Below are 23,576 nucleotides of genomic sequence, written 5' to 3' on the forward strand. Positions count from 1 at the left end.
CCAAACCGGCGCTCCGCACGCGAATGAGTAGCTGAATGCACCCCTTTTCGTTCGATACCCGAGTGGCGAATTGTCAAACGTCGTCGAGCCGCCTCTGGGGAAGGTGGGTCAGCCGGCCGCGTTCGGGTATAGGGCTGGGGACTGGCGATGAAAGGACGAAGATGCTGCAAGCGATCACCCGCCTTGCCATCGCCGCGCCGCGTCGCATAATCGCGATCGCGCTCTTGGTCCTTGTAGTGGCGGCGATCTTCGGTCTTCCGGTAACCAAGAGCCTGTCGGGCGGCGGCTTTCAGGACCCGACGTCGGAATCTGCTCGGGCGGCCAACGTGCTTCGCGACAAGTTCAACCAAACCGATCAGCAGATGCTGATCATGGTGACGGCCCCGGCCGGCTTCCAGAGCGACCAGGCGCGCGACGTCGGAACCGACATCGCCAACCGCCTGAAAACATCGCCGTGGGTCTTGAATGTGTCCTCGGCGTGGACGTCACCGCCCCAGGCCGCCGCCCAACTGGTCAGCAAAGACCAGAAGTCGGGGATGATCGTGGCCGGCCTGAAGGGCGGGGAGAACGACGCCCAGAAGTACGCCAGCACTCTCACCGACGAACTGGTGCACGACCGCGACGGCGTCACCGTGCGCGCCGGGGGCGTGGCCGTGGCGTACGCCCAGATCAACGATCAGAACGAGCGGGACCTGCTGTTGATGGAATCCATCGCGATCCCGCTCAGCTTCGCGGTCCTGGTCTGGGTGCTGGGTGGCGTTGTGGCGGCGGCGCTACCGATCGTGCTGGGCACCCTGGCCATCGTCTGCACCATGTCGGTGTTGCGCCTGATCAGCATGGTGACCGACGTCTCGACGTACGCCCTGGACCTAAGTATCGCGATGGGGCTTGCCCTGGCGATCGACTACAACCTGCTGATCATCAGCCGTTACCGCGAGGAGCTGGCCCGCAGCGGCGACCGGGAGCGGGCGCTGGTACGGACGATGGCCACCGCGGGCCGGACGGTGCTGTTCTCCGCCACCACGGTCGGATTGTCGATGGCCGTGATGGCGGTGTTCCCGATGTACTTCTTGAAATCCTCGGCCTACACCATCGTGGCCACCGCGGTCATCGTGGCGCTGGCGGCGATCGTGGTCACCCCGGCGGCGATCGCGCTGCTGGGGCCCCGGCTGGACGCGCTGGACGCGCGCCCACTGCTGCATCGCATCCTGCACGGGCAGCGGTCGTTCCGGGATCACGCGCACAAACCGCTCGAGCAACAGTTCTGGTACCGGTCGACCAGGTACGTGTTGCGCCACGCCCTGCCGGTCGGCCTCAGCGTCGTCGCGTTACTGCTGTTGCTGGGGGTGCCGTTTTTGGGCGTGAAGTGGGGCTTTCCGGACGAGCGAGTGCTGCCCCGGTCGGCCTCGGCGCGCCAAGTCGCCGACATGCTCGACAACGATTTCGCCAACGGTTTCGGGACGGGGGTCACCGCTGTCGTTCCCGACGCGCAGGGTGTAGGCCCGGCCGACCTGGACCACTATGCCGCGGCCCTGTCGCGGGTGTCCGACGTGTCCGCGGTCACCGCCCCGACCGGGACGTTCGTCGAGGGCCGGCGGGTGGGACCGCCCGCCGCGGCCACCGGCGCCGCCAACGGCAGCGCTTTCTTCACCGTGACCAGCAGCGCACCGCTTTATTCGCCAGCCTCGAACACCCAGCTGGACCAACTGCGCAAGGTCCGAGGACCGGCGGGGCGGTCGGTGGAGATGACCGGGTTGAGCCAGATCAACCGCGACAGCGTCGGCGCGATCACCAAGGGGTTGCCCGTCGTGTTCGCGCTGATCGCCCTCATCACGTTCACGCTGCTGTTCCTGCTGACCGGCAGCGCGGTGCTGCCGCTGCAGGCGCTCGTGTGCAACCTGCTGTCGCTGACGGCCGCGTTCGGGGCCATGGTGTGGATCTTCCAGGACGGCAACCTGGGTGCGCTGGGGACCACGCCCAACGGGACGTTGAACGCGAACATCCCGGTGCTGTTGTTCTGCATCGCCTTCGGGCTGGCGATGGACTACGAGGTGTTCCTGGTGTCGCGGATCCACGAATACTGGCTGGCGTCGCAGGCGATCCAGGAAGCGCCGCCGACCGCCGCGGAGGCCCGCGCCGCCACGGACGACAGCACGGCATTGGGCATCGCGGGCATCGGGCGGGTGGTCACCACCGCGGCGCTGGTGATGTCGATCTCGTTCGCCGCGTTGATACCGGCGCACGTGTCCTTCATGCGAATGCTCGGGCTGGGCCTGACCCTTGCCGTATTGGCCGACGCCACCCTGGTGCGGATGGTCCTGGTTCCGGCGTTCATCCACCTGCTCGGCCGGTGGACGTGGTGGGCGCCCAAACCGCTGGAGTGGCTGCGGCAGCGGTCCGAGACCGGTGAAGACGCCGCCGCCGCGGTGGGGCGGCGCCGCTGGGCGGGTGACGCGCCGGAACCGCAGCGCCCCTCGATCCGGAGGTGGCCCACCAAAGCCGCCACGTACCGTGGCTAACTTAACGGAAGGTATTGCACCGCAACGGTATTGGCGCTCGTATCCAATGTCGACGGAGAACCCTTGATCGCCAAGACGGATATCGCCATCCTGCTGGCACTGGCCTCGGCGCTGTGCGTCGCGAGCGGCGACGTGCTGCAGCAACGCGTCGCGCACTGCATCGAGGAGCGCTCGGTTGGCCACGTCGAACTGTTCGCCACCCTGCTGCGCAACAGGCGGTGGTGGTTTGGCGCGCTGCTGCTCGCCGGGAGCGTCGCGTTGCAGGCGGCCGCATTGGGTCAGGGATCGGTCCTGCTGGTACAGGCGCTGCTGATGTTCTCGCTGCTGTTCGCGCTGCCGATCAACGCCCGGTTGTTCCATCGCAGGGTGACCGGGGCCGAGTGGATGTGGGCCGGTCTGCTCACCGCCGCGGTGACCGTGATCGTCGTCGTCGGCAATCCGCAGGCCGGTCATGCCTCCGCGCCGCTTCGTACGTGGGCCGTGGTGGCCGTCACCCTCGGCCCGCTGTTGGTCGCCTGCGTTGTTGCGGGCCGCATCCTCGGCGGCGCCGCGGCCGCGGTGCTGTTCGCGCTCGTGTCGGGCTCGCTGTGGGGCATCTTTGCCGTCCTGGCCAAAGAGGTCGTCGCCCGGCTCGGCGATGGCGGATGGGCGATGATCCGAACCCCGGAGCTCTACGCGGCGGTCCTGGTCATCGTGGGCGGGGTGGTGTGGAGCCAGGCGGCGTTCCGGGCCGGGCCGCTGACCGCGTCGATGCCCACGCTGGAGGTGGCACAGCCGGTCGTCGGGGCGGTGCTGGGGGTGGGCGTGCTCGACGAGACGTTGAGCGCGGGTCGCGCCGGGATGGTCGCGTTGGCGGTGGCCGTGCTGGTGGTCGCGGTGGCCATCGTTCAGCTCGCGCGTGTCGAGGCCGTCGCGACGCGCGATCGGGTCGAGGCGGAACGCCGCGACACGGTCGGCCAACCGGCCTGATCGCCGGCCCGCGACACCCGCTCGGGGACCCACCGAGGACGGCATGTGCGCGCGAAAAAACCCATTACAATGCATCCACTGTTTCTGGTCAGCGGTGACCAACTACATCGATTTTCATGGAAGGTCACTTGATGACGCCTTTGCGCAGACGACGGTCGTGGCTGGCTGCCGCGATCGCTTCGCTTGCTGTGTTCGGCGTTGCCTGCGGCGGTGACCACACCGCGGCACCGGCGAAGGTCATCTTCGACAAGGGCACTCCATTCGCCGATCTGCTCGTCCCCAAGCTCACCGCGTCGGTGACCGACGGGGCCGTCGGCGTCACCGTGGATACGCCTGTGACGGTGAGTGTCGCCGACGGCGTTCTCGCGTCGGTCACCGTGGTCAACGAGAACGGCAAGTCGATAAGCGGTCAGTTGAGCCCCGATGGTCTGCGCTGGTCGACCACCGAGCAACTCGGCTACAACAGGCGCTACACCTTGAGCGCCAAAGCGCTGGGCATGGGGGGCGCCGCGAATCGGCAGATGACCTTCCAGACCAGTTCCCCGGCTCACCTGACCATGCCCTACGTCTATCCGGGCGACGGTGACGTCGTCGGGGTCGGCGAGCCGGTGGCCATCCGCTTCGACGAGAACATCGCCGATCGGGCGGCGGCGCAGAAAGCCATCACCATCACCACCAACCCGCCCGTCGAGGGCGCGTTCTACTGGCTCAACAACCGCGAAGTGCGTTGGCGCCCGGAGCATTTCTGGAAATCAGGGACGGCCATCGATGTGGCGGTCAACACCTACGGCGTCGACCTGGGTGACGGGATGTTCGGCGAGGACAACGTCAAGACGCACTTCACCGTCGGGGACGAGGTGATCTCGACCGCCGACGACACCACCAAGACCGTGACCGTGCGCGTCAACGGCGAAGTGGTAAAGACGATGCCGACGTCGATGGGCAAGGACAGCACGCCAACCGACAACGGCTTCTACATCATCGGCGGCCGGTTCAAGCACATCATCATGGATTCGTCGACCTACGGCGTTCCGGTCAACTCGCCCAACGGATATCGCACCGAAGTCGACTGGGCCACCCAGATGTCCTATAGCGGTGTCTTCGTGCACTCGGCACCCTGGTCGGTCGGCGCCCAGGGCCACACCAACACCAGCCACGGGTGCCTGAACGTGAGCCCCAGCAACGCCGAGTGGTTCTACGACCACAGCAAGAGCGGCGACATCGTCGAGGTGATCAACACCGTGGGACCGACGCTGCCGGGCACCGAGGGCCTGGGCGACTGGAACATCCCCTGGCCGCAGTGGAAAGCGGGCAACGCCAATACCTGACGCGTTGGGCGGGAACGCATCCCCTGCCGGTTGGGGTGGCTGACGGGACTCGAACCCGCGACACCCAGGATCACAACCTGAGCGTCAAAGCAGTGCTTTTGCGCACTTCAAAGCATATTTCCTGCCAGCAAACCATTCGGACACGAGCAGACAAATCCCCTGGTAAACGGTCTTGATCTGACTCATTTGTCGCACGCTAATCGCACGGTATGCTCGCACCCATGGCAACGCGAGCGCGCAAGAAATCGACGCGGCGGTCATGGGGCTATCTGCGCAGGCTGCCCAGTGGGTATGTACAGGCAAGCTACGTCCACGACGACGGACGCCGTTACACAGCCCCGCATACGTTTTCGACCATGATCGACGCGGAGGGCTGGCTGCGAGATGAGCGCAAGCTGATCGACCAAGGCGACTGGACCCCGCCCCGCACCCGTGCCGAAGTGAAAGCCCTCGGCGGCATCACATTGGGGGAGTTTGCCAAGGGATGGCTTGAACACCGCGACTTAACCGAGAGGACGCGGGCGCTCTATCGCGATCTGCTGGAAAGCCGAATACTGCCGACGTTCGGCGAGGAGATGGTCAAGGCCATCACGCCCGCAACGGTGCGCGCATGGTGGGTAGGCCTCCCCGAGACGCCCACCCGCAATCGGCACGCCTACCAGCTCCTACGTGCGATGTTCAACACCGCCCGCGAGGACAAGCTGATCACGGAGAATCCTTGCCAGATTAAGACCGCCGCGCGGGCGCCGAAGCCGCGCGACGTTCAGGCGCTAACGCCGGCAGAACTAGAGAAGGTGGCAGAGTCCGTCCCCGTCGCCTACCGCGCCGCCGTGGCAGTGGCGGCATGGTGCGGGCTGCGGTTCGGGGAGTTGATCGAGCTGCGCCGTAAAGATGTCGTCGTAGGCGAGGACCGTATGGTGCTGAGGATTCGCAGGGCGGCCACGATTGTCGACGGGAAACTTGTAGTGGGCAAACCCAAGACGGATGCTGGCGTGCGGAACGTTACGGTCCCCCCGCATGTCGCCGCAGCGCTGCGGGCGCACATGAAGGAGCACACGGGCAAGGGGCCTGAATCATTCGTGTTCACCACGACCAGGGGCCGTCGCCTGTCAAAGACGGCTTTCACCAAGACGCTCAAGAACGGTTTTGCGAAGGTGGGCAAGCCCGACATGAGGGTCCATGACCTTCGGCATGTCGGGGCGACGTTGGCTGCGCAGGCGGGCGCGACCACCAAAGAGCTAATGGCTCGAATTGGCCACACAACGCCCGCGATGTCGATGCGTTATCAAATTGCGGCGAAGGAGAGAGATGCCGCGATCGCTGAAAAGCTCTCGGAGCTAGCGGGTTTCGGCTCGGGCGTGGTCTAGGCGGCAGCGCCACAACAATTGGGCTCTTGCCGTACGGCTACTGTACGGCAGCAAAGGATTTAGACCGTACTGTAGCCGTACGGATGACACTCCGAATCGGTGCAAATTCCTTACAGCACAGCGTGATTCGTAAGATCGCACTCGACAGCAGCGGGTCGCATCGGCTAACATGGATCTATCGTTGTTGCACACATGCGCAACCGGGGCCTACGAACGGAGACAACCATGGACGCAACCCCCGTGCCCTTTCCGGCCGGCGCACTCGACGTCGGCGAATGGCAGGTCAACAAGGAGACCGTCACGCGCACCTTCCGCGGCAAGTCGATCCGCGTCAGCGGCATCGAGGCGCGCATCGAAGGCCGACAAGCCGCATATCCGCACGGCGAGGTGCTCGACTGGGGGATCGCCGTCGGGTACGAGCTGCTGAGCTTCGCCCAAGCGGAGGAACTCATCCGCGGGCTGTCGGACTTGGTTGCCGAAGGGCAGGCGGCCGTAAAGGCCGAGCTGGCTACCCAAATGAAGAACCACGGGTTCCGCGAGGTGCCGAGGGTGGTGGCATAGCGCCATGACCGACGACACGCAGGCAGCGGAAGCGCCCGCGGGCCCGCTAGCAGACACAGAGCGCGTACTGGCGTGGACCGAGAGTGACGACGCGGATGACCTGGACGACTCAGACCGGCGCCCACTGCCCGCGGCGCTGATGATCCTGCTGTCCAGCGTGGTGGTGTGCGGGATCGGCCTCGGCGCCTATGTGATCGGGGAGAGAGCCAACCTGCATTTCCCGACGGCCCGGCCGCCCAGCCCCGCGCAGACATTTGTACCGCCCCCGCAGATTGGGCCATTCCCGGTGCCGTCGAAACTTGCCCCACCGCCACCCGCAGCGCAAAGGGAGGTGCCTCAGCATGCGGCGCAACCAGCACCACCCGTGGAGGCCCCGCCCCCTGCGGCACACCAGCAGTTCACCCAAGCGCTGAGAAGCGACAGGCCGCAGACGCAGGGCGGGAATGGCCTACACCCAACCGATTCCCCGGCCACCGTCGACTCCGAAGCCCGGGCGATGTGTCGGGATCTGGCCAACGGCGGAAGTATCGAGCCATACGTCAGCGGCACCTTGGCCAAGAGTCCATCGCTAGCGCCCTGGCAGGCGGCACTAGTTGTGAACCAAGCGCTTCGGGCCTACTGCCCTCAGTTCGCGAGATAAGGGAGAGCCGACAAATGAATTATGACCTCTCCGACGATGGAGTCCAAGCTCTGGACGCGCGCCTGAACCTGAAGTGCGACAAGCACCTTCACCCAATTACCCAACTGTGGCAGACCAGCCCGGGTGTCGAGCCCCAGGTCATCGAACATGGACGAATCAAGCCGTTTGACCATGACCACGGGATTTTCGACAGGCCGTGTCGAGAATGCGGGAACGAGTACGGGCGCACCATGATGTACGGGCGCGCTGCCGAGTCGTTAAGACAGAAGTTGTCGGAGGTCCCGAGGGGGACGATCGGCGAGTGGACGCTGGTGTACTGCGATGTGAATGCGGACACCTGATGGCTGGCCTGCCCCGGCAGCGCTCGGTGCGCCCATAAAGGCACCCAGCTTGGCTCACCAGGCCGGCCCATGTAGTGAGCAGCGGGTAGACGGTGAGTGTGGGACGGCTATGACTCGCCGCCGCTCTCAGTCTGGGGCCAACTCTTGGTGATACCGGTGACTGCACACTTGTCAGTCATTTCCATGTTCACGGTGAAGGTCGATCCGTCTTTCGCCTGGTAAACAAGCTTGGCGTGTTCGCCCTGGACGTCCGTGATGACCGGCCTCAAGTCATCCCGTGTCACTCCAAACGCTTGCTCGATTGCTCCCAGCGCCATGGGGTTTGCGTTTTCCATCAGCAGTTGTTCTCTGGCGGGTGTTGACCCGCCAGTCGAGAACCGATTCGACAGGTTCTTCAAAAGGTCGTAAATGCCAGCACCGGCAAGCGCCATCGGCAACCCCACCAAGAAATGGATGCCGTATTGGGCGAGGCCGCCGCCGGGGTAAGGAGTTTCCTGCTCTGTAATGAAAGGCTTAGTATCCGAAGCGCTTTCGGCAAGCGAGTTCACTAGGTTCTCAAGTTCTTGGCGGAAATCTGCCGTGTCGCGCCGAACAATGTTTGTAAAGATGAAAGCGATCTCTACGAGTTCGCCTTCGGGCGAGACAACCGAAATCGCGACCCGTGCCGGCCTGGGTAGGTCGTCGTCCATGTTCGCGCCTTCCATGTCGAACGATCTGGCCGCAGCCGCCGCTCTTGTCCGTCGGGGAGTGGTTTCATTGACTACTCAGTCCGCGCGGCCGGGCTCACCCAAGACACACTTCAGGGGCATCATGCTGGAGCTTGATAACGGTCGGCGGCATTTCCATTCCTTCGGCGTGTCGCGGACCAAGGATGTCGATGTCCGGACCTAGATTCGTATTGGGCGTCCATCGTGGACACCCCCCGACGGGGAAGTCGGGCACACGAGATCAGGGAAGTGCGAGATGACCACATCGAAGAAGGTCGCGAGTGATGCCGGCAGGGTGCTGGCCAACCCCAAGTCGAGCAAGAAGGCTAAGGAGATTGCTGCTAGTGCCCTAGCGGATGCCGCCAAGAAGAAGAGAGGTAAGTAGCTGAAGCCCTCAAGAAGGCCCCCAGTCCCGGATGGCTGGGGGCCTTTCTCTTTTTTCTCGGAACCGACGCGGACGGGCCCACGTCTGAATAGGTGATCGGGTCGCCCCTACTCTCCGGGGGCGGCCCGGCGTTTTTTTGGGGGGGCCGGGCGGCGCACAGCAGCGGACACCGCCCGGCCTATTTCGCCGCGCAGCAGCCGGGCCAGAGGGGGCGCGCAGACGAAAAATTGAAAACTTGGGGGCGGGCCGGAGGATGCGGATGAGGTAACACATCCCCCGGCCCGGGGCTGCAATGGGCAAGGAGTAACGGGACAATATGCCTAAAACCCGTAAAAAGTCCCATCACAGACCCAGCGATGGAAAGGCAAAACGACCACCATCGCATACCGGTCACGCGGGGTGAAGAGTCCGCTACCGGATTTCCTAGGGGTGCTTACTCACCCCCAGGAACAGTCATTCACTCATTCGGGCGGAATGGGGCGCCGGCCACGCCGACGCCCATCCTCCACATCGTCATCACGGACAAAAATCAAACCCGAGGACTCGCCCTCGGGTTCAACGGTCCGCACATACTCGACGGCACCACAATATGGCCCGAGGTCCACGAGCCCCCGAACGGGGAACGGCCCTTGATAGTTGTGCAACATCTGACTAGACAGCGACCGAAGTCGGCAGCCCAGTCAAATAAAACGCAGCACTCGCCCGCACCCAAGCAGGCCCCTCGCGAAGCTCCGCAATCCAGGTGTTCTGGTTACGCGCCAGGTCATCCGCATTCGTGCCAGTGATAATGTTCATGGCCTCTCGAATTACCAGATAGCCGAGTTTCGTACTGTCAATGAAGAAACAGTCGCCGGCTGTCACGTCCGTACTGAGCCTGACTTCGACCCCGTAAATCTCCGTCAGCGGCGAACGCGACGGGTCAGGGGCCAACAGCGAGCGATTCAACCCGTCCAGCTGCTGGACTAACGCATGGTAAGTGCTCGGGTGGGTCAGCATCAGGTTAGGTTGCGCCAGGGCCGCGCCCGTATTCATACTATCGATCGCCGCCAGGATGTTATCCAAATAGCTGCGGGGGCTAGTAGGAGTTGTAGCAGTTGCCGTCAAAATACCCGACAGGTTCTTAAGCCCGATCATGTTGACCGAACCGTCAGAATTAGTCGAGCCGTCACCATACAAAATTTGGTGATTTTCGGCCGAAATAACATTCTTCTGTAGCTGATTAATCAGATAGGAGAACGCCGCAGGATAGTCGGATTGCTCACGGGTGAAGATGGCTTTACCGGCGATCTTGGCATAGGCGGCAGTGACGGCGGTCAGGGCCACGTCGACAGTAGGTTTGACCTGGCCTTCACCTACCACGGCAGCCTGCGCCGCAGCGGAAGTCGTGTCCTTGATGTACGTGAACTGTGCCGCGTCCCCCCCGATGGAGGGAAGATGATCCGCGATGCGGAAAGGCCAGACACGCTCAACGATCCCAGGCAGCAGCTGCGCGGGGATCAGGCCGGTCATAGTCGGCATCGAGGCGTCAAGAGTCTTCAAACCGACACTGCCCTGAGCGGCAGTCATACCCTTGACGTTCACCGGCAGGCCGGTGCGGTGATGCTGATCCATCGCCTTTACGGCGTTGTCGTCAACATTCAGCGGGGAAAGTTGCGCGCCCTTTGTTTCGATGACGCGCCCGTCGACACCGACAAATTTTGCGGCGCTGAGCCTGTCGCTCATGTTGTGATTATTTCCTTCAATGTTTTTAGCGAACCCGGGATTGGGGATGTCGCCCCAATTGGTCATCTTGCCGACAAAGTCATTGCCCGCATCCTGGCGTTCACGGTCCGACTTGTATGCCTCGGCATCGGCAAACCAGCGCTCTAGATCGCGGTCGAACGCCTTAAGGATGGGATCGCTCGCGGCGGGCCAACCCTTTCGTTCAAATTCGCCATAACGCCTCTTAAGGTCGCTTTTGCGTACCTCAAGCTCGGCTTTTTGATTTATCAAATTTCGTGAGATAGCACTCACCTAAATGTTCTTTCTATTTCAGATGGAATTTCTTACATCTGACGGGACCACAAGGGTGCGGTCAGTCGGCGTCATTTCACAGCCGGGTCATGGGTCACCAAACAGCGGGCTCCCGGGGGGAGGCGGCCTAGGTGAGCGGCGAGCGGGCTAAAAACTCGGCCAAAGGTGATCGACACTGATCACCGAAGTTCTTGGGAAGGGGCGTCAGATTGACGCCCCCGTGCCCGGTATCCCTTAACCGGGGCGAGCGGGTCGTTTCATCGTTCTAGGCTGCGCAGCTATACGGATTCACATAGCCCCCAGCACCCGGGGTACAGGCGGGAAGGCAGCCAGATGTGGTGACAGTAGTAAGCGCCAGCAGAGCGGCAAGGATGAGAGCGCGAATCGACATGACCACTCCCCTCGTTGGGTGAGGGTGATGTTACCGAAGTCTCAATTGGTTGAACATGGAAAAAATTCTCACGGCCCGTCGCAGTTCGGCATAAAGTTCGGGGCGGCCGAAAACGGCCCAATCCATAGCCCTATAACCCATTTCGCGGCACAGAGACAAGCTGGTGGGGTCACCATCCTGCGCGGCACACAAAAACGCCTCAGCAGCCACCAGGACCTCGTTCGGGTCGACAGGATGGCCTTCGAGCACGGCGAGCATCAGGCGAGAAAACCGATGACCAATCCCAGCAGCGTTAGCGGCCACGTGAGCTACTCGCACTTTGATCGCCCTGCTGCCAGTTACACAGCCCGTGGAACACCGCAACCGCGTCCTGCCACGTATCGCCAATGATGTAAGCCCCGCGGTCACACGGGAGGTGCCCGGTGCTGGTCGTGATACCCGGCACCGGATTCACGTCGTAAACCACCTTGTCCCCGATCCGCGCCTCCCTAGGCTCCCCCTCGGTGCACAGGCGCATCCCCAACTCGCCGCTCAGCTTCCGCACCAACGCGGTCAACACCGCGTACTGGCGCTCCTCGGCCTCGCCGGCTTCCCCCCGATACCGCTTCAAACGCAGCAAAGACCACTTCGCGGCAGCCCTCGCATAGCGGCGGGCGACGGCATCACTGCGGCCCACCCACTGATCCAGCCACTCAAGAATCGCGTCCTCGTGTTCATGGTTGCTCACGAAATCTCCTCCAAAAATCGATCCCAGTCGGCGCGCTCGCCAGCGGCCTTGTGATCCACCAGAGGGACAGTGAGCGCAAGGCGGCGCATCGCTTCCCGGGCCTGGTTCAACGGCACCAGCGCAGGGTTTTTCACCCGCTCGCTCGAAGTCGTCCGACCCGGAATGAGGACGCCGTACTCATCAACGGCCTCCTTGCATGCCAAATAAATCTCGCAGGCCTCGGCATAGGCGGCCAGCATGTCGTGATCGACCGCACCCCAGCGGCCCTCCGCGGATATTCTTTTAGCATGGCGGTCGAATATTTCTCGCGCCACCGAAGTCATGGGGCGCGGAGGCGTCAAATCACTCAATGATCTCCATTTCCCCTGCTCGCGCTGCAAAAAAGTGGTCGCGCCTCTCTTGCGCACGCAAGACGGCGGCGGGACGGTCGCGGAGGGCCGCCTGCGCTAGGGATTCTCCACCACCCCCCCACGGTCGGAATTCCTTGGCAGACAGCCAATCTCGCGGTTGCCAATCATCAAGGGGTGCAACGGCTCTCATTCATCATAAAGATGACCGCTGCTAATGCGCTTGGTGCCCCAACGGCTATACGGCACAAGCACATTCGGCAAAAGTGGGCACGTCATAACCACGACACCCAGTAGCCGTCGGGGCCGGCGGATCGGGCGGTGACCCAAGCAGTCCTCCGCAGATGCGCGAGGGCCAGCTGATCTCTTTGATCTGTCTGTGCGAGCCGGATCCTGTCTCGATCGTCAGCGCCCCAATACAGTCGCGTAGATACATCGATGGTCTTTGCGTCCGCGTCAAGCGCCTCGCGGTAGTCCTCCTGAAGCTCTGTGTACGAGCCGTATGCGGTGCGTCCCGCTAGGCCCGTGTACGCCCAATTCCAGTGGGCGCCGACTTCGTCGTCATACCACCCCAAGGGCTCGTCGTAGTGGGCTAACCCGTAGCGGCGGAAGGCGACGATTTGGGCGTTCCCGCGCCTGTTCCCGCGGCCACGGCCATAGTGCCGCTTCGCTGACGGGTGGCGCAGAAATGGGCACACCGCCGCCGCGTAAATCACGCAGCTACGGTGCATCGAGCCAAGCTGGCTCGTAAACAGGCCGCCGGGAAATTCGTCGCCAGACTGTTCTTCCGGGGACGAATGAAAGATGGTGTGGCGCAGCGGCCCTGAGATGCGGCATCCGCATGCCCAACAGCGGAAGCGCAGCCCTAACGCCAGGGAACGTTTCAGGCAGCTTGGCGTATGCCCGGGGACAGCGCCAGGGGCGCCCCCGAGCTGCTGAAAAGTGGGCGGCCGGTGATAGCCGGGTTCCGGGTCAGCCGCGAGGCGCGGAAGATCCTTCATCCATGGGGGTTCGGGGAAGTCGTTGTGCGCCGGGCAGCCGCTGGGCTTCGTCGTCATGCGAGGACAGCCAGCCGGTAGACATAGCCGCCCATCGCCGTTGTAGCCGTTGCCCGCATGCGGGCTACCGTCGCCCGGTCCACGCTCGACAAGTAGGCCAGGCGGTTTTGGTCCTCTTGAGAGTCAGTCCAGTGCAGCCGGGAGGAGTAGTCGATGATCTTGCCGTCGGCCGCGATGGCGTCGTCATAGAGGGGCCAAAGCTCCCGCCAGCTCCCGTACGGGATGCTCTCGGCGAGTCCGAAGTAGGCCCACGCGCGGTTATCGCTAGCGTTCGTCGGCGTCTCGGTAAAGAATCCGATGCCGCGATGATCGAAGCCCAAGACCTCGGCCCGGCCGCGCCTGATCTCCCATGGCCGCAGGCGGTGGCGCCGTGCGCGACGATGCCGCAGGTATGGGCAAACCATGGCGCTGTAGATCGCGCATGACCGATGCATGCTGCCCGGGTGCGAGAAACGGACATAAACGCCGCCGGGATGCTTTTCAGCCTCGCTCAACGCGTCCCGGCCTTCGGCGCAGTTAAAGATCCCGTAAACGGGCTTACCACGGGGCATTGAAATTCCGCACATCGAGCAGCGTCCCCTCATCTCAAGGGCTAGATAGCGGCGTTGGTCGCCGCCCGTTTGTCCGGGGAAGCTGCCAGCCATCCCGGGTAGCCCGTTGTAGGCGGGTGAGTCGTGCTCGATAGGCGCTAGAGGGGAACCCCACCAGGGCGGCGGCGGAATGCTTAGTGGGCAGCCGCTAGGCGCCATCGGCAGTGAAGCGCATCAGGCGGGGCTTGTTGCCGGCAAAGGCGGCCAGCCGCTCACACTCCGCAACCGAGAAGAACAAGGGAGGCCGGCCCGGCGTGTGCACGATGACCCGGCCATCGCTCATTCGCGACGCGCTCATTTCAATCCGGTGGGGGTCGGAAATAGTAACCTTTTCCACGTTTCACTCACCGAGAAGCATTTGCGGAGCCACGGCAAGGAGGGTTTGCAGCATCATGTACGCCGTTTGCTTTGCGCATTCGTAGGTGAGGGGCGTAATTATCGGGCCCGAGGGGTGTTCGAATTGCAAGGCAATGACAGGCTCTAGACCCTCGGGTGGGTTATTATCGACCAGTACCTCAACGCTGGCAGGGTAGAGGTGTACTGGAGCACTTACACGGCGCTTAGTGCGCTCATTGTAGTTAATAGTGGTCATGCAATTCTTTCGGAGCGGGTCGGTAGGTGGCCGGGGACGTTCGATGAACCGGTAAAGAGCGGCTCGGAGTTGCCCACCTTGTGAGCCACGAGGAGGCCGCTGCTGCCAGCTATTCCTTTGGCGCGCGAGGGCGGCAGGTTGGACGGTCGCATGAACCTGCGATACACAAGCTCGTCCTGCCGCTGCAGATACTCCGCGTCTGCGATCCACGACAGATTACCGGCACTGCAGTTCCCATCGTCCCCGTCGTGATGCACTACGCGGCAAGCGTTCCAGCTCGATGGGGCGCCGTGGAACTGGTAGCACACGATCTCCTCAACGAGACGCAGAGTGCTGGGCTTGTGCTTGGCGCCGTCGCCTCTGCAGCCTGGACAATCCGCGGCGCACCCTGGCGGCGGAACCGGGCCTGCGTAGGTGGGCCCGACATCTACTGTTGGCAGGTAATGGATCAGATTGGTGATGGGTTGTCGGTGGCGCTGCCTGTAAATAACGCCCGCCTCGTTCACTTCCCATCTCAATGCTTCTTCGAAGCCAGTGATGCTAACGCGACGGGACCGCATAGAAGTTAGTCAATGTAGGTCGATTCTAGTAAAGGTAACGCTAAAGTAGTTGTGGCAGACATGCCACAAATGGGGGTGACCCAAAGGGCTATGCGGAACGTTCGACAGAGAACGTTCCGCATAGCTTCAGCCTATCAAATGGGGTGCGCTCTGAGCGCATTAAATCCATCGATTCGATTACACTCACGATTGTTAGCCAAACTCACGATTTCGGCTAAGCGCTGACGTGCTTCTCTACTTCAACACCGTCCGCCGATCGGGCTGCCTAGCTTGAGAATGGATGCCCGGTCGACCCGGATCAGTCGCGGCCCTATGCGATGAGCGGTCAAGTGCCCGGCCGCAATCCATCGCCGAATCGTTTTGATATCAACGCCGAAGTGTTCGGCCGCCTGCTGCATGGTCGGCTGTGCCGGCAGCGTCGTCTCGTGGTGCTTCATGCCGTAATCATGACCACGGACAACCGCAAGATTGTCGGAGTCGATGGTCACTAATTTTCGGCACGGCGGCTGAACTGCAGATATAGGTTTTCTATCTATCGTGAGTGTAATTCGCCCAGTTTTTGGGGCGAGTCGCACGCTAATCGCACGGGGCCCTCGCAAAGCAAAAGGTCAGAGGGGCTAGATACCGCCTCTGACCTGTGGGGTGGCTGACGGGACTCGAACCCGCGACACCCAGGATCACAACCTGGTGCTCTACCAGCTGAACTACAGCCACCATCGCCGCCATCCGGCCTTTCGGCCAACGAGCGGCGACGTCGATACTAGCCCGTCGGTGGCTCGGGGGCCGAATCGATTGGTCCCGGTGTGCCCTTTCCGCCGTCCAGATCGGCGACGACGGCCTCGATCTCGCTGGTAGACGGCCCCGGCGGGGCGACGAACGCGGTCCGGCGGTAATACCGCAGCTCGCGGATGGATTCATGAATGTCGGCCAGCGCCCGGTGGGCGAGCCCCTTGACGGGCTGGCCGAAGTAGATGCGGGGATACCAGCGCCGGCAGAGTTCCTTGATGGAGCTCACGTCGATCATCCGGTAATGCAGGAACGAGTCCAGCGCGGGCATGTCGCGGGCGATGAACGCGCGGTCGGTGGCGATGGAATTGCCCGCCAGCGGCGCAGTCTTGGGTTGCTTGACGTGCTTGCCGACGTAATCGAGCACCATGGCCTCGGCGGTCGCCAGGTCGACGGGGGACGCCCTCACCTCGTCGATCAACCCTGAACGCGTGTGCATTTCGGTGACGACGTCGATCATCGACGACAGCGCGGCCTCGTCGGCGTGGATCACCACGTCGACGCCGTCCCCCAAGATGTTCAGATCGGCGTCGGTGACCAGGGCCGCGATCTCGATCAGCTTGTCCGACCCGAGATCCAGCCCGGTCATCTCGCAGTCGATCCACACCAACTCGTCTCGCACAGCGCTCACACTAGGCCCAGGTGGCGCTTACGTTGCCCTTCGCCCCCCAATCCCGCGGAGAAGTAGGGTGAGCGTTGCCGGACCGCATGCCGAACCACTGGGAACGGGGGCGCAGCACGATGAGCACCGAATCCGCGGGAACACCCGCGCGCCGGATTGCCAACGGGTACGCCGTGGACGGACAGGCACTCGCACTGGGCACCGTCGTTGTCGACGGCGCCGTCGACCCGACGGCGCAGATTCGCATCCCGCTGGCCACGATCAACCGGCACGGCCTGGTGGCCGGTGCGACCGGAACCGGCAAGACCAAGACGCTGCAGCTGATCGCCGAACAACTCAGCGCGGCGGGCGTTGCGGTGATGATGGCCGACGTCAAGGGCGACCTGTCGGGTCTGGCCCGGCCGGGGGAGGCCAACGACAAGACCGCGGCGCGGGCCAAAGACACGGGTGACGACTGGGCGGCGACCGGATTCCCGGTCGAATTCTTGTCGCTGGGCACCGGCGGGGTTGGCGTCCCGGTCCGCGCGACCGTTGCCAGCTTCGGTCCGGTTCTGTTGTCGAAAGTGCTGGGGCTCAACGCCACTCAAGAGTCGACGCTGGGACTGATCTTCCACTGGGCTCAGCAGGCCAACCGTCCGCTGGTCACCCTGGGTGACCTCCGCGCCGTCATCAGCCACCTGGCGAGCGACGAGGGCAAGGCCGACCTGAAAGACCTGGGCGGTGTTTCGCCAACGACGGCGGGCGTCATCCTGCGGGCGCTGGTCAACCTCGCCGGCGAGGGCGGCGACACGTTTTTCGGTGAGCCGAAGCTCGACCCCCAGGACTTGCTGCGCGTCGACGACCAGGGCCACGGCATCATTTCGCTGCTCGAGTTCAGCGGTCAGTCGCTGCGTCCGGTCATCTTCTCCACGTTCCTGATGTGGGTGCTCGCCGACTTGTTCGCCGTGCTGCCCGAAGTCGGTGACGTCGACAAGCCCAAGTTGGTCTTCTTCTTCGACGAGGCGCACCTGTTGTTCGCCGACGCGTCCAAGGCGTTCCTGGAGCAAGTCGAGCAAACAGTCAAGCTGATCCGCTCCAAGGGCGTCGGGGTGTTCTTCTGCACGCAGTTGCCCACCGACCTGCCCAACGATGTGCTCTCCCAGCTGGGTGCCCGAATCCAGCACGCGCTGCGGGCATTCACCCCCGACGACCAGCAGGCGTTGGCCAAGACGGTGCGGACCTATCCGAAAACCGATGTGTACGACCTGGAATCGGCGTTGACGTCGCTGGGCATCGGGGAGGCCGTCGTCACGGTGCTGTCGGAGAAGGGCGCGCCCACACCCGTCGCGTGGACCCGCATGCGGGTGCCGCGCTCGTTGATGGCTTCCATCGGTGACGACGCGATCGCGCGGGCGGCGAAAGACAGTCCGCTGCAGGCGAAGTACGGTCAAACGGTTCAACGACCGGCGCAGCCTCAGGCCGGTCCGCGGGACGGACAAGCCGGTGCGCCGCAGCCACCGCAGGCCCAGTCGGAGTACCCGCCGGTGCCGCGCAACGAGCCGCCACCGCCGATGCCGGCTCCTGCGGAGCCCAAGGGGCCCGCGGTGTGGGAGGAGGTACTGAACAACCCCACCGTGAAAAGCGGCATCAACACGGCAATACGCGAGATTACGAAGAACCTGTTCGGCACCGGCCGAGGCCGCCGCCGCCGCTGACCCTTACCCGCCGCCGAGCTTCTTGTAGAAGCTGCCCACTATTGGCGCGACGATCGCGCGGGGGGCGTACCCGCTGGCCACCGACATCGCCTTGGACGTCAGGCCCGGAACCACCCGCATCTTGTTGCGCGCCAAGGCATCCAGCGACAGCTTGGCGGTGTGCTCGGTCGAGATCCACAGGAAGTCCGGCACCAGCCGTTCGACCAGCGACCGTTCGGCGTCATCGGGGAGATCGGTGCGCACCGGTCCCGGCGCCAGCAGCGTGACGTGGACACCCGAGTTGCGCAGTTCGCCGCGCAGCGACTCGCTGAAGGTGTTCGCGAACGCCTTGCTGGCCGCATAGGTTGCGTTGTAGGGGATCGGCGAATTGCCCGCAGCCGAGCCGGAAATCAGGATGCCGCCGGCCCTGCGCTCGACCATGCCGGGCAGCACCGCGAGTGTGAGGTCGTGCACCCCCAGCACATTCAGCTGCAGCTGGGCCTTCTCGACCGCCGGGTCCAGCGTCGCCACCGGACCGAAGGTCGCGGTACCGGCGTTGGCGCACAGGATCGAGATGGGCCGGGCGGCCAGTTCGTCGCACAGCTTCGCCCGTTCGCCGGGGTCGGCCAGGTCCGCGGGGCGCACGTCGACCGCGACGCGGTACTTGTCGCTCAGGTGGGCGGCGAGCGCGTTGAGCAGGTCTTCCCGCCGGGCGGTGACGATCAGGCTATGGCCGCGGGCGGCCAGTTCAGTGGCCAGCGCTTCGCCGATGTTCTGCGAAGCGCCGGTGACGACGGCGCGCGCGTCCGGGCTGGGAGCGGGGATCGGCATGAGCCAATCGTAGACAGCCGCCGCGGCGAAGCCGGGCGCGGCGGGTCGACTGCGGAACACATCGCAGCGATCGCGAGCGCGGCGAAGCCGGGCGCGGCGGGTCGACTGCGGAAGCAATAGGCTGCCCGGCATGGGCCAGCCGTCGTCGCGTTCCCTCACGCCCGTGCCATCCCGAGTGGTGGCGTGGGCGCTGTGGGACTGCGGATCCACCGGCCTGAATGCGATCGTGGCGACCTTCGTCTTCGCCGTGTACCTGACCAGCAGCGTGGGGGTGGGCATCTCCGGCGGCACCACGCCGGCGAGTTGGCTGGGGCGCGCGGCGGCGATCGCCGGGTTGACCGTCGCGCTGCTGGCGCCCGCAGTCGGCGTCTGGGTGGAGTCACCGCATCGCAGGCGCGTGGCTCTGAGCGTGCTGACCGCGCTGGCCGTTGCGCTCACCTGTGGGATGTTCTTCGTCCACGACCGCCCCGGCTACCTGTGGGTGGGGCTGGTGCTGATGGGCGCGACGGCGGCGTGCGGTGACCTGGCCAGCGTCCCGTATAACGCGATGCTGCGCCAACTTTCGACGCCGCAGACCGCCGGCCGGATCTCCGGATTGGGCTGGGCCGCGGGCTACGTCGGCAGCGTCCTGCTGCTGCTGGTGGTCTACAGCGGATTCATCTCCGGCTCGGGCTCGGGTCCGCACGCGACGCGGGGGCTGCTGCGGGTGCCTCTCCACGACGGCCTCTACGTCCGGGAGGCGATGCTGGTCGCGGCGGCGTGGCTGGCGATCTTTGCCCTGCCATTGCTGTTCGTCGCGCACCGGCTTCCCGACTCGGCCGAGGTGCACGAGCCGACCAGCATGCTCGGCGGCTACCGCAAGCTGTTCACCGAGGTATCCGCCGAATGGCGGCGCGACCGCAACCTGGTCTACTTCCTCTTCGCGAGCGCGCTGTTCCGGGACGGGCTGGCGGCGATCTTCGCTTTCGGCGCCGTGCTCGGCGTCAACGTCTACGGCATCTCCCAGGGCGACGTGCTCATCTTCGGAGTGGTGGCCAGCGTGGTCGCGGCGGTGGGCGCGGTGTTGGGCGGGTTCGTCGATCACCGGATCGGGTCGAAGCCCGTCATCGTGGGGTCGCTGGCCGCGATCGTTGTTCTGGGCCTCACGCTGATGCTGCTGTCGGGTTCGGTGGCCTTCTGGACATGCGGTCTGCTGCTGTGCATGTTCATCGGGCCGTCGCAGTCGTCCTCACGCGCACTGCTGCTGCAGATGGCCAAGCACGGGCGGGAAGGCGTCGCCTTCGGCCTGTACACCATGACCGGGCGGGCGGTGGCCTTCGTCGCGCCGTGGTTGTTCTCCGTGTTCGTGGACATATTCGGCGCCGTGCGCGCCGGCCTGGGCGGCATCTCGCTGGTGCTGATCGCCGGACTGCTCGCCATGCTGGCGGTTCGGGTTCCGGCGCGCGGTGCCCTCGCGGCCGAACCGACGTAGGCGCTCAGCCCCTGGCGTCGCAGATCGTCAGGCCTGCGCCGACGCGCTTGCTCATCTGCACCCCGTTGACGGTGACCGAGCAGGTGACGTTGTGGCCGATGTTGACGATGGTGACGTTGGCCGGGTGCGCGGCGGTGTTGGGCAGGCTGACCTCTTTGCTCCAGGGCAACGCGACGTTGAATTCGGTCTGGATGAGGTCCCCGGTGTCGATGTACATGATGCTGATCGCCCGGCCCTCGCCGGCCACGCTGTAGACGATGTCTTGCATCCCGGCCGGGCCGGGTGACTCGCTGGGCGCCGGCGAGCCGCCGGTCGGGGGCACCGGGGCTGGGATGCGCGGCTGGGATGGGCGCGTCGACGGGCTCGGCATGGTCGGAGTCGTCTCGGGCATGGCGGGCAGCGGCGGTACGGCGGTCTGCGTCTTGATCGCGTCGTTCACCAGCACCAGGGCGACGACCAAGGCGACCACCAGCAGCACGGCCGCGCCGGCGACGATCCACAGCCAACGCGGTGGCGGTTTCGGACCCTCCGGCTGCGGGGGAGCCAGGCCCGGGTGAGGCAGTTGGCCCGACGGGGGAAGCTCGTGTTGCCAGTACGCCGGCAGTTGTTTGGTGGTGTTGGTGTCGTTTGCCCACGGCGGGGCCTGCCCGCCATAGGCGGGCGCGTAGGGCGTCTGATCGGCGTAGGCCGGATCAGCCGGCGGCGGGTACCACGGGCCCTGCTGCCCCGATCCCGGCAGAGACGGACTGAACCGGTCGGTGGGACGTGAATCGTTCATGTCCACCTCATGGAATGCAGAGTACCTGCGTCGAACGCAGGAACGGCGAATCACCTCATGGCGGGGACTCAGGGGCAATCGCCGCCGGCGGCGAGCGCGGCGATCGTCATCGCTCGCATGACGGCGCGGGATCGTGCGGCGCGGGCGGGTTTGCCGCGCGAGGCATCCGGCGATTTCATGCTGTACGGCGTCGAGTTCAGCAGGCCGAACACCGCGTGGGCGGTCAGCCGGGCATCGGCCTCGGCCAGGTCGGGGTTCAGTTCGCGCAGCACGCCCACCCACACCTCGACGTACTGGCGTTGCGCTTTGCGCACCTGCTTTTCGGCCGCCTCGGGCAGGTGCGCGAGGTCGCGGTCCTGGATGCGGATCAGGTCCGGCTCGCCGAGCGCGAAGTCCAGATGGAAGTCGATCAATCCGTCCAGCGCCGCGGCAGCGTCGGAATTGCGGGCCCGGACATCGCGGGCGCCGGCGAGCAACCGCGCGCTGATGCCCACCAGCAGTTCGACCAGCAACGACTCCTTGTTGGGGAAGTGCCGGTAGATCGCCGGCCCGCTGACGCCGGCGGCGGCACCGATGTCTTCCAGCCGCACGGCGAGGAAGCCGCGCTCGGCGAACAGCCGCTCGGCGGCCGAGAGCAGCTGCAGGCGCCGGTCGGATTTGAGCTGGCTGCGACGCTTCGGGGCGTCGGGAGGGCCGGGCGGCCCGTCGGAGGTGGACGTTGTCATCGCGAACCCCCGGTCCAGTTGGTTAATCGTCACTAACTTAGCACGAGTTATTCACGATTAACCTGCGACAACGGACGGTACGGTGCCGGGACGGCGTTTCTGGACCGGTGGGGTCGGCGATGGTATTCTCGGCGGCGAGTTAATGAGCATTAACTCAAAACCCCGCTCGACGGCAAGGAGGGTGCTGCGGCGATGGACAAGGTGGTGGCGACGGCCGCCGAGGCGGTTGCCGACATAACCGACGGATCCTCCCTGGCGGTGGGGGGCTTCGGGTTCTGCGGCATCCCCGAGGCGCTGATCGCCGCGCTGGTGACCACCGGCGTGCGTGACTTGGAGACGGTGTCCAACAACTGCGGCGGAAACGGCGTCGGGCTGGTTCACCTGTTGGAGCACAAGCGGATTCGCCGGGCCGTCGCCTCCTACGTCGGGGACAACAAGGAGTTCGCCCGCCAGTTCCTCGCGGGTGAGCTCGAAGTGGAGCTCACTCCGCAGGGCACGCTCGCGGAGCGACTGCGCGCCGGCGGGATGGGAATCCCGGCCTTCTACACCCCGGCCGGCGTCGGGACCCCCGTCGCCGACGGTGGGCTGCCGTGGCGCTACGGCGCCTCGGGCGGGGTGGCCGTGGTGTCGCCGCCGAAGGAGACCCGGGAATTCGACGGCGTCACCTATGTCCTGGAACGGGCCATCCGCACCGACTTCGCGCTAGTGCACGCCTGGCAGGGCGACCGGCACGGCAACCTCGTCTACCGCCGGGCCGCTGCCAACTTCAACCCCGACTGCGCGCGGGCTGGCACCATCACCATCGCCGAGGTTGAGCACCTCGTCGAGCCGGGAGAGATCGACCCCGCGGCGGTTCATACCCCGGGCGTCTTCGTGCAACGGGTCGTTCATGTGCCCGACCCGGTCAAGCCGATCGAGAAGCTGACGGTGCGGGGATGAGTTGGAGCAGAGAGGGTTTGGCGGCGCGGGTGGCGGCCGAATTCGAGGACGGCCAATACGTCAACCTCGGCATCGGGATGCCCACTCTCGTGCCCAACCACATCCCGCCCGGCGTCACCGTCGTCGTGCATTCGGAGAACGGAATCCTGGGCGTCGGGCCCTATCCGCGGCCCGAGGACGCCGACGCGGATCTGATCAACGCGGGCAAGGAGACGGTCACCACGATGCCGGGTGCGGCCTTCTTCGGTTCCTCGGACTCGTTCGGGATCATCCGCGGCGGACACCTCGACGTCGCCGTGCTGGGGGCGATGCAGGTCTCGGCCACCGGCGACCTGGCCAACTGGATGATTCCCGGAAAGATGGTGAAGGGCATGGGCGGCGCGATGGACCTGGTCCACGGCGCCCGCAAGGTGATTGCGATGATGGAGCACACCGCACGCGACGGCAGCCCGAAAATCGTTGCGCGGTACACTCTTCCGTTGACCGGCACGGGCTGTGTCGACCGGATCATCACCGATCTGGCCGTCATCGACGTCTGCGACGACGGTTTGCACTTGGTCGAGACCGCCCCCGGCGTCTCGGCCGACGAGGTGCTGGACAAAACCGAACCGCCGCTTGTGCTGGCGACAACCGGGAGGCATTCGTGACTTCAACCG

Annotated in this window: 23 protein-coding genes and 1 tRNA gene; 11 read left to right on the top strand and 13 right to left on the bottom strand. The window is 64.7% G+C overall.

All coding sequences use genetic code 11. The features are described 5' to 3' along the window. The first annotated feature begins 161 nt into the window (after window positions 1-161). The 7 genes from A5692_RS17200 to A5692_RS17225 all read left to right on the top strand — a co-directional run bounded on the left by A5692_RS17200 (window position 162) and on the right by A5692_RS17225 (window position 7,725). Window positions 162-2,519: an MMPL family transporter gene (locus tag A5692_RS17200; protein WP_068057967.1), complete on the top strand. Its 2,358-nt coding sequence runs from the start codon at window positions 162-164 to the stop codon at window positions 2,517-2,519. 66 nt (window positions 2,520-2,585) lie between these two features. After that, window positions 2,586-3,488 (top strand): DMT family transporter, encoded by a 903-nt coding sequence (locus A5692_RS17205; RefSeq protein ID WP_068058085.1) that lies wholly within the window; start codon window positions 2,586-2,588, stop codon window positions 3,486-3,488. 116 nt (window positions 3,489-3,604) lie between these two features. After that, entirely contained in the window at window positions 3,605-4,816 is a 1,212-nt protein-coding gene (locus tag A5692_RS17210) for an Ig-like domain-containing protein (protein WP_068057970.1), read from the top strand. 356 nt (window positions 4,817-5,172) lie between these two features. Next, entirely contained in the window at window positions 5,173-6,183 is a 1,011-nt protein-coding gene (locus A5692_RS17215; protein ID WP_231984350.1) for a site-specific integrase, read from the top strand. Window positions 6,184-6,408: 225 nt separating this feature from the next. Continuing rightward, window positions 6,409-6,744 carry a hypothetical protein gene (locus A5692_RS17220; RefSeq protein ID WP_156766125.1) on the top strand — a complete coding sequence of 112 codons (336 nt, stop codon included), beginning with the start codon at window positions 6,409-6,411 and terminating at the stop codon, window positions 6,742-6,744. A gap of 139 nt (window positions 6,745-6,883) precedes the next feature. Continuing rightward, complete coding sequence (locus A5692_RS30435; RefSeq protein ID WP_369830299.1) at window positions 6,884-7,384, top strand: DUF732 domain-containing protein; 501 nt, start codon at window positions 6,884-6,886, stop codon at window positions 7,382-7,384. A 14-nt stretch (window positions 7,385-7,398) separates the two neighbouring features. After that, window positions 7,399-7,725 carry a hypothetical protein gene (locus A5692_RS17225; RefSeq protein WP_068057974.1) on the top strand — a complete coding sequence of 109 codons (327 nt, stop codon included), beginning with the start codon at window positions 7,399-7,401 and terminating at the stop codon, window positions 7,723-7,725. A gap of 107 nt (window positions 7,726-7,832) precedes the next feature. Here A5692_RS17225 and A5692_RS17230 read toward each other — a convergent pair whose 3' ends face one another. The 10 genes from A5692_RS17230 to orn form a co-directional block, all read right to left on the bottom strand. Further along, window positions 7,833-8,414: a hypothetical protein gene (locus A5692_RS17230; RefSeq protein ID WP_068058089.1), complete on the bottom strand. Its 582-nt coding sequence runs from the start codon at window positions 8,412-8,414 to the stop codon at window positions 7,833-7,835. 1,054 nt (window positions 8,415-9,468) lie between these two features. Continuing rightward, complete coding sequence (locus A5692_RS17235; RefSeq protein ID WP_156766126.1) at window positions 9,469-10,830, bottom strand: phage major capsid protein; 1,362 nt, start codon at window positions 10,828-10,830, stop codon at window positions 9,469-9,471. A 421-nt stretch (window positions 10,831-11,251) separates the two neighbouring features. Continuing rightward, window positions 11,252-11,479, bottom strand: a complete 228-nt coding sequence (locus tag A5692_RS17240) for a hypothetical protein (protein WP_068057978.1) — start codon at window positions 11,477-11,479, stop codon at window positions 11,252-11,254. A 34-nt stretch (window positions 11,480-11,513) separates the two neighbouring features. Continuing rightward, the gene (locus tag A5692_RS17245) at window positions 11,514-11,948 is read right to left on the bottom strand and encodes a hypothetical protein (protein ID WP_068057980.1); all 435 of its coding nucleotides are present in this window, start codon (window positions 11,946-11,948) and stop codon (window positions 11,514-11,516) included. Next, window positions 11,945-12,298 (bottom strand): P27 family phage terminase small subunit, encoded by a 354-nt coding sequence (locus tag A5692_RS17250; RefSeq protein WP_231984351.1) that lies wholly within the window; start codon window positions 12,296-12,298, stop codon window positions 11,945-11,947. The genes A5692_RS17245 and A5692_RS17250 overlap by 4 nt, the downstream gene beginning before the upstream one ends. A 1,051-nt stretch (window positions 12,299-13,349) precedes the next feature. After that, window positions 13,350-13,847, bottom strand: coding sequence for a hypothetical protein (locus A5692_RS17260; protein ID WP_156766128.1), 498 nt, complete (start codon window positions 13,845-13,847; stop codon window positions 13,350-13,352). A 244-nt stretch (window positions 13,848-14,091) separates the two neighbouring features. Beyond that, window positions 14,092-14,280, bottom strand: coding sequence for a hypothetical protein (locus A5692_RS29145; RefSeq protein WP_156766129.1), 189 nt, complete (start codon window positions 14,278-14,280; stop codon window positions 14,092-14,094). 1,054 nt (window positions 14,281-15,334) lie between these two features. Continuing rightward, window positions 15,335-15,583: a helix-turn-helix domain-containing protein gene (locus tag A5692_RS28415; RefSeq protein WP_231984352.1), complete on the bottom strand. Its 249-nt coding sequence runs from the start codon at window positions 15,581-15,583 to the stop codon at window positions 15,335-15,337. Window positions 15,584-15,733: 150 nt separating this feature from the next. Continuing rightward, a tRNA-His gene (locus A5692_RS17265) sits at window positions 15,734-15,809 on the bottom strand. A 46-nt stretch (window positions 15,810-15,855) separates the two neighbouring features. After that, the gene (gene orn / locus A5692_RS17270) at window positions 15,856-16,503 is read right to left on the bottom strand and encodes an oligoribonuclease (protein WP_068057987.1); all 648 of its coding nucleotides are present in this window, start codon (window positions 16,501-16,503) and stop codon (window positions 15,856-15,858) included. 119 nt (window positions 16,504-16,622) lie between these two features. Here orn and A5692_RS17275 point away from each other — a divergent pair, with 119 nt between their 5' ends. Then, window positions 16,623-18,197: a helicase HerA-like domain-containing protein gene (locus tag A5692_RS17275; RefSeq protein ID WP_068058091.1), complete on the top strand. Its 1,575-nt coding sequence runs from the start codon at window positions 16,623-16,625 to the stop codon at window positions 18,195-18,197. 3 nt (window positions 18,198-18,200) lie between these two features. Here the strand turns inward: A5692_RS17275 and cmrA are convergent, their stop codons facing one another. Continuing rightward, on the bottom strand, window positions 18,201-19,007 hold the full coding sequence (cmrA, locus tag A5692_RS17280) for a mycolate reductase (protein ID WP_068058093.1): 807 nt from the start codon (window positions 19,005-19,007) through the stop codon (window positions 18,201-18,203). Window positions 19,008-19,137: 130 nt separating this feature from the next. Here cmrA and A5692_RS17285 point away from each other — a divergent pair, with 130 nt between their 5' ends. Continuing rightward, the gene (locus A5692_RS17285; protein WP_068057989.1) at window positions 19,138-20,478 is read left to right on the top strand and encodes an MFS transporter; all 1,341 of its coding nucleotides are present in this window, start codon (window positions 19,138-19,140) and stop codon (window positions 20,476-20,478) included. Window positions 20,479-20,482: 4 nt separating this feature from the next. Here the strand turns inward: A5692_RS17285 and A5692_RS17290 are convergent, their stop codons facing one another. Together A5692_RS17290 and A5692_RS17295 are read right to left on the bottom strand one after the other, a co-directional pair. Beyond that, window positions 20,483-21,262 (bottom strand): MmpS family transport accessory protein, encoded by a 780-nt coding sequence (locus A5692_RS17290; RefSeq protein ID WP_082962818.1) that lies wholly within the window; start codon window positions 21,260-21,262, stop codon window positions 20,483-20,485. Window positions 21,263-21,324: 62 nt separating this feature from the next. Then, complete coding sequence (locus tag A5692_RS17295; protein WP_068058095.1) at window positions 21,325-21,981, bottom strand: TetR/AcrR family transcriptional regulator; 657 nt, start codon at window positions 21,979-21,981, stop codon at window positions 21,325-21,327. A gap of 192 nt (window positions 21,982-22,173) precedes the next feature. Between A5692_RS17295 and A5692_RS17300 the strand changes: the two genes are divergently transcribed. Beyond that, window positions 22,174-22,920: a CoA transferase subunit A gene (locus tag A5692_RS17300; RefSeq protein WP_068057993.1), complete on the top strand. Its 747-nt coding sequence runs from the start codon at window positions 22,174-22,176 to the stop codon at window positions 22,918-22,920. Next, a complete protein-coding gene (locus A5692_RS17305) occupies window positions 22,917-23,567 on the top strand; it encodes a 3-oxoacid CoA-transferase subunit B (RefSeq protein ID WP_068057995.1) in 651 nt (216 codons plus the stop codon). Before A5692_RS17300 ends, A5692_RS17305 begins: the two co-directional genes overlap by 4 nt. The last annotated feature ends 9 nt before the right edge of the window (window positions 23,568-23,576 follow it).

It is taken from the genome of Mycobacterium sp. E342 (assembly GCF_001667665.1).
Lineage (GTDB): Bacteria > Actinomycetota > Actinomycetes > Mycobacteriales > Mycobacteriaceae > Mycobacterium.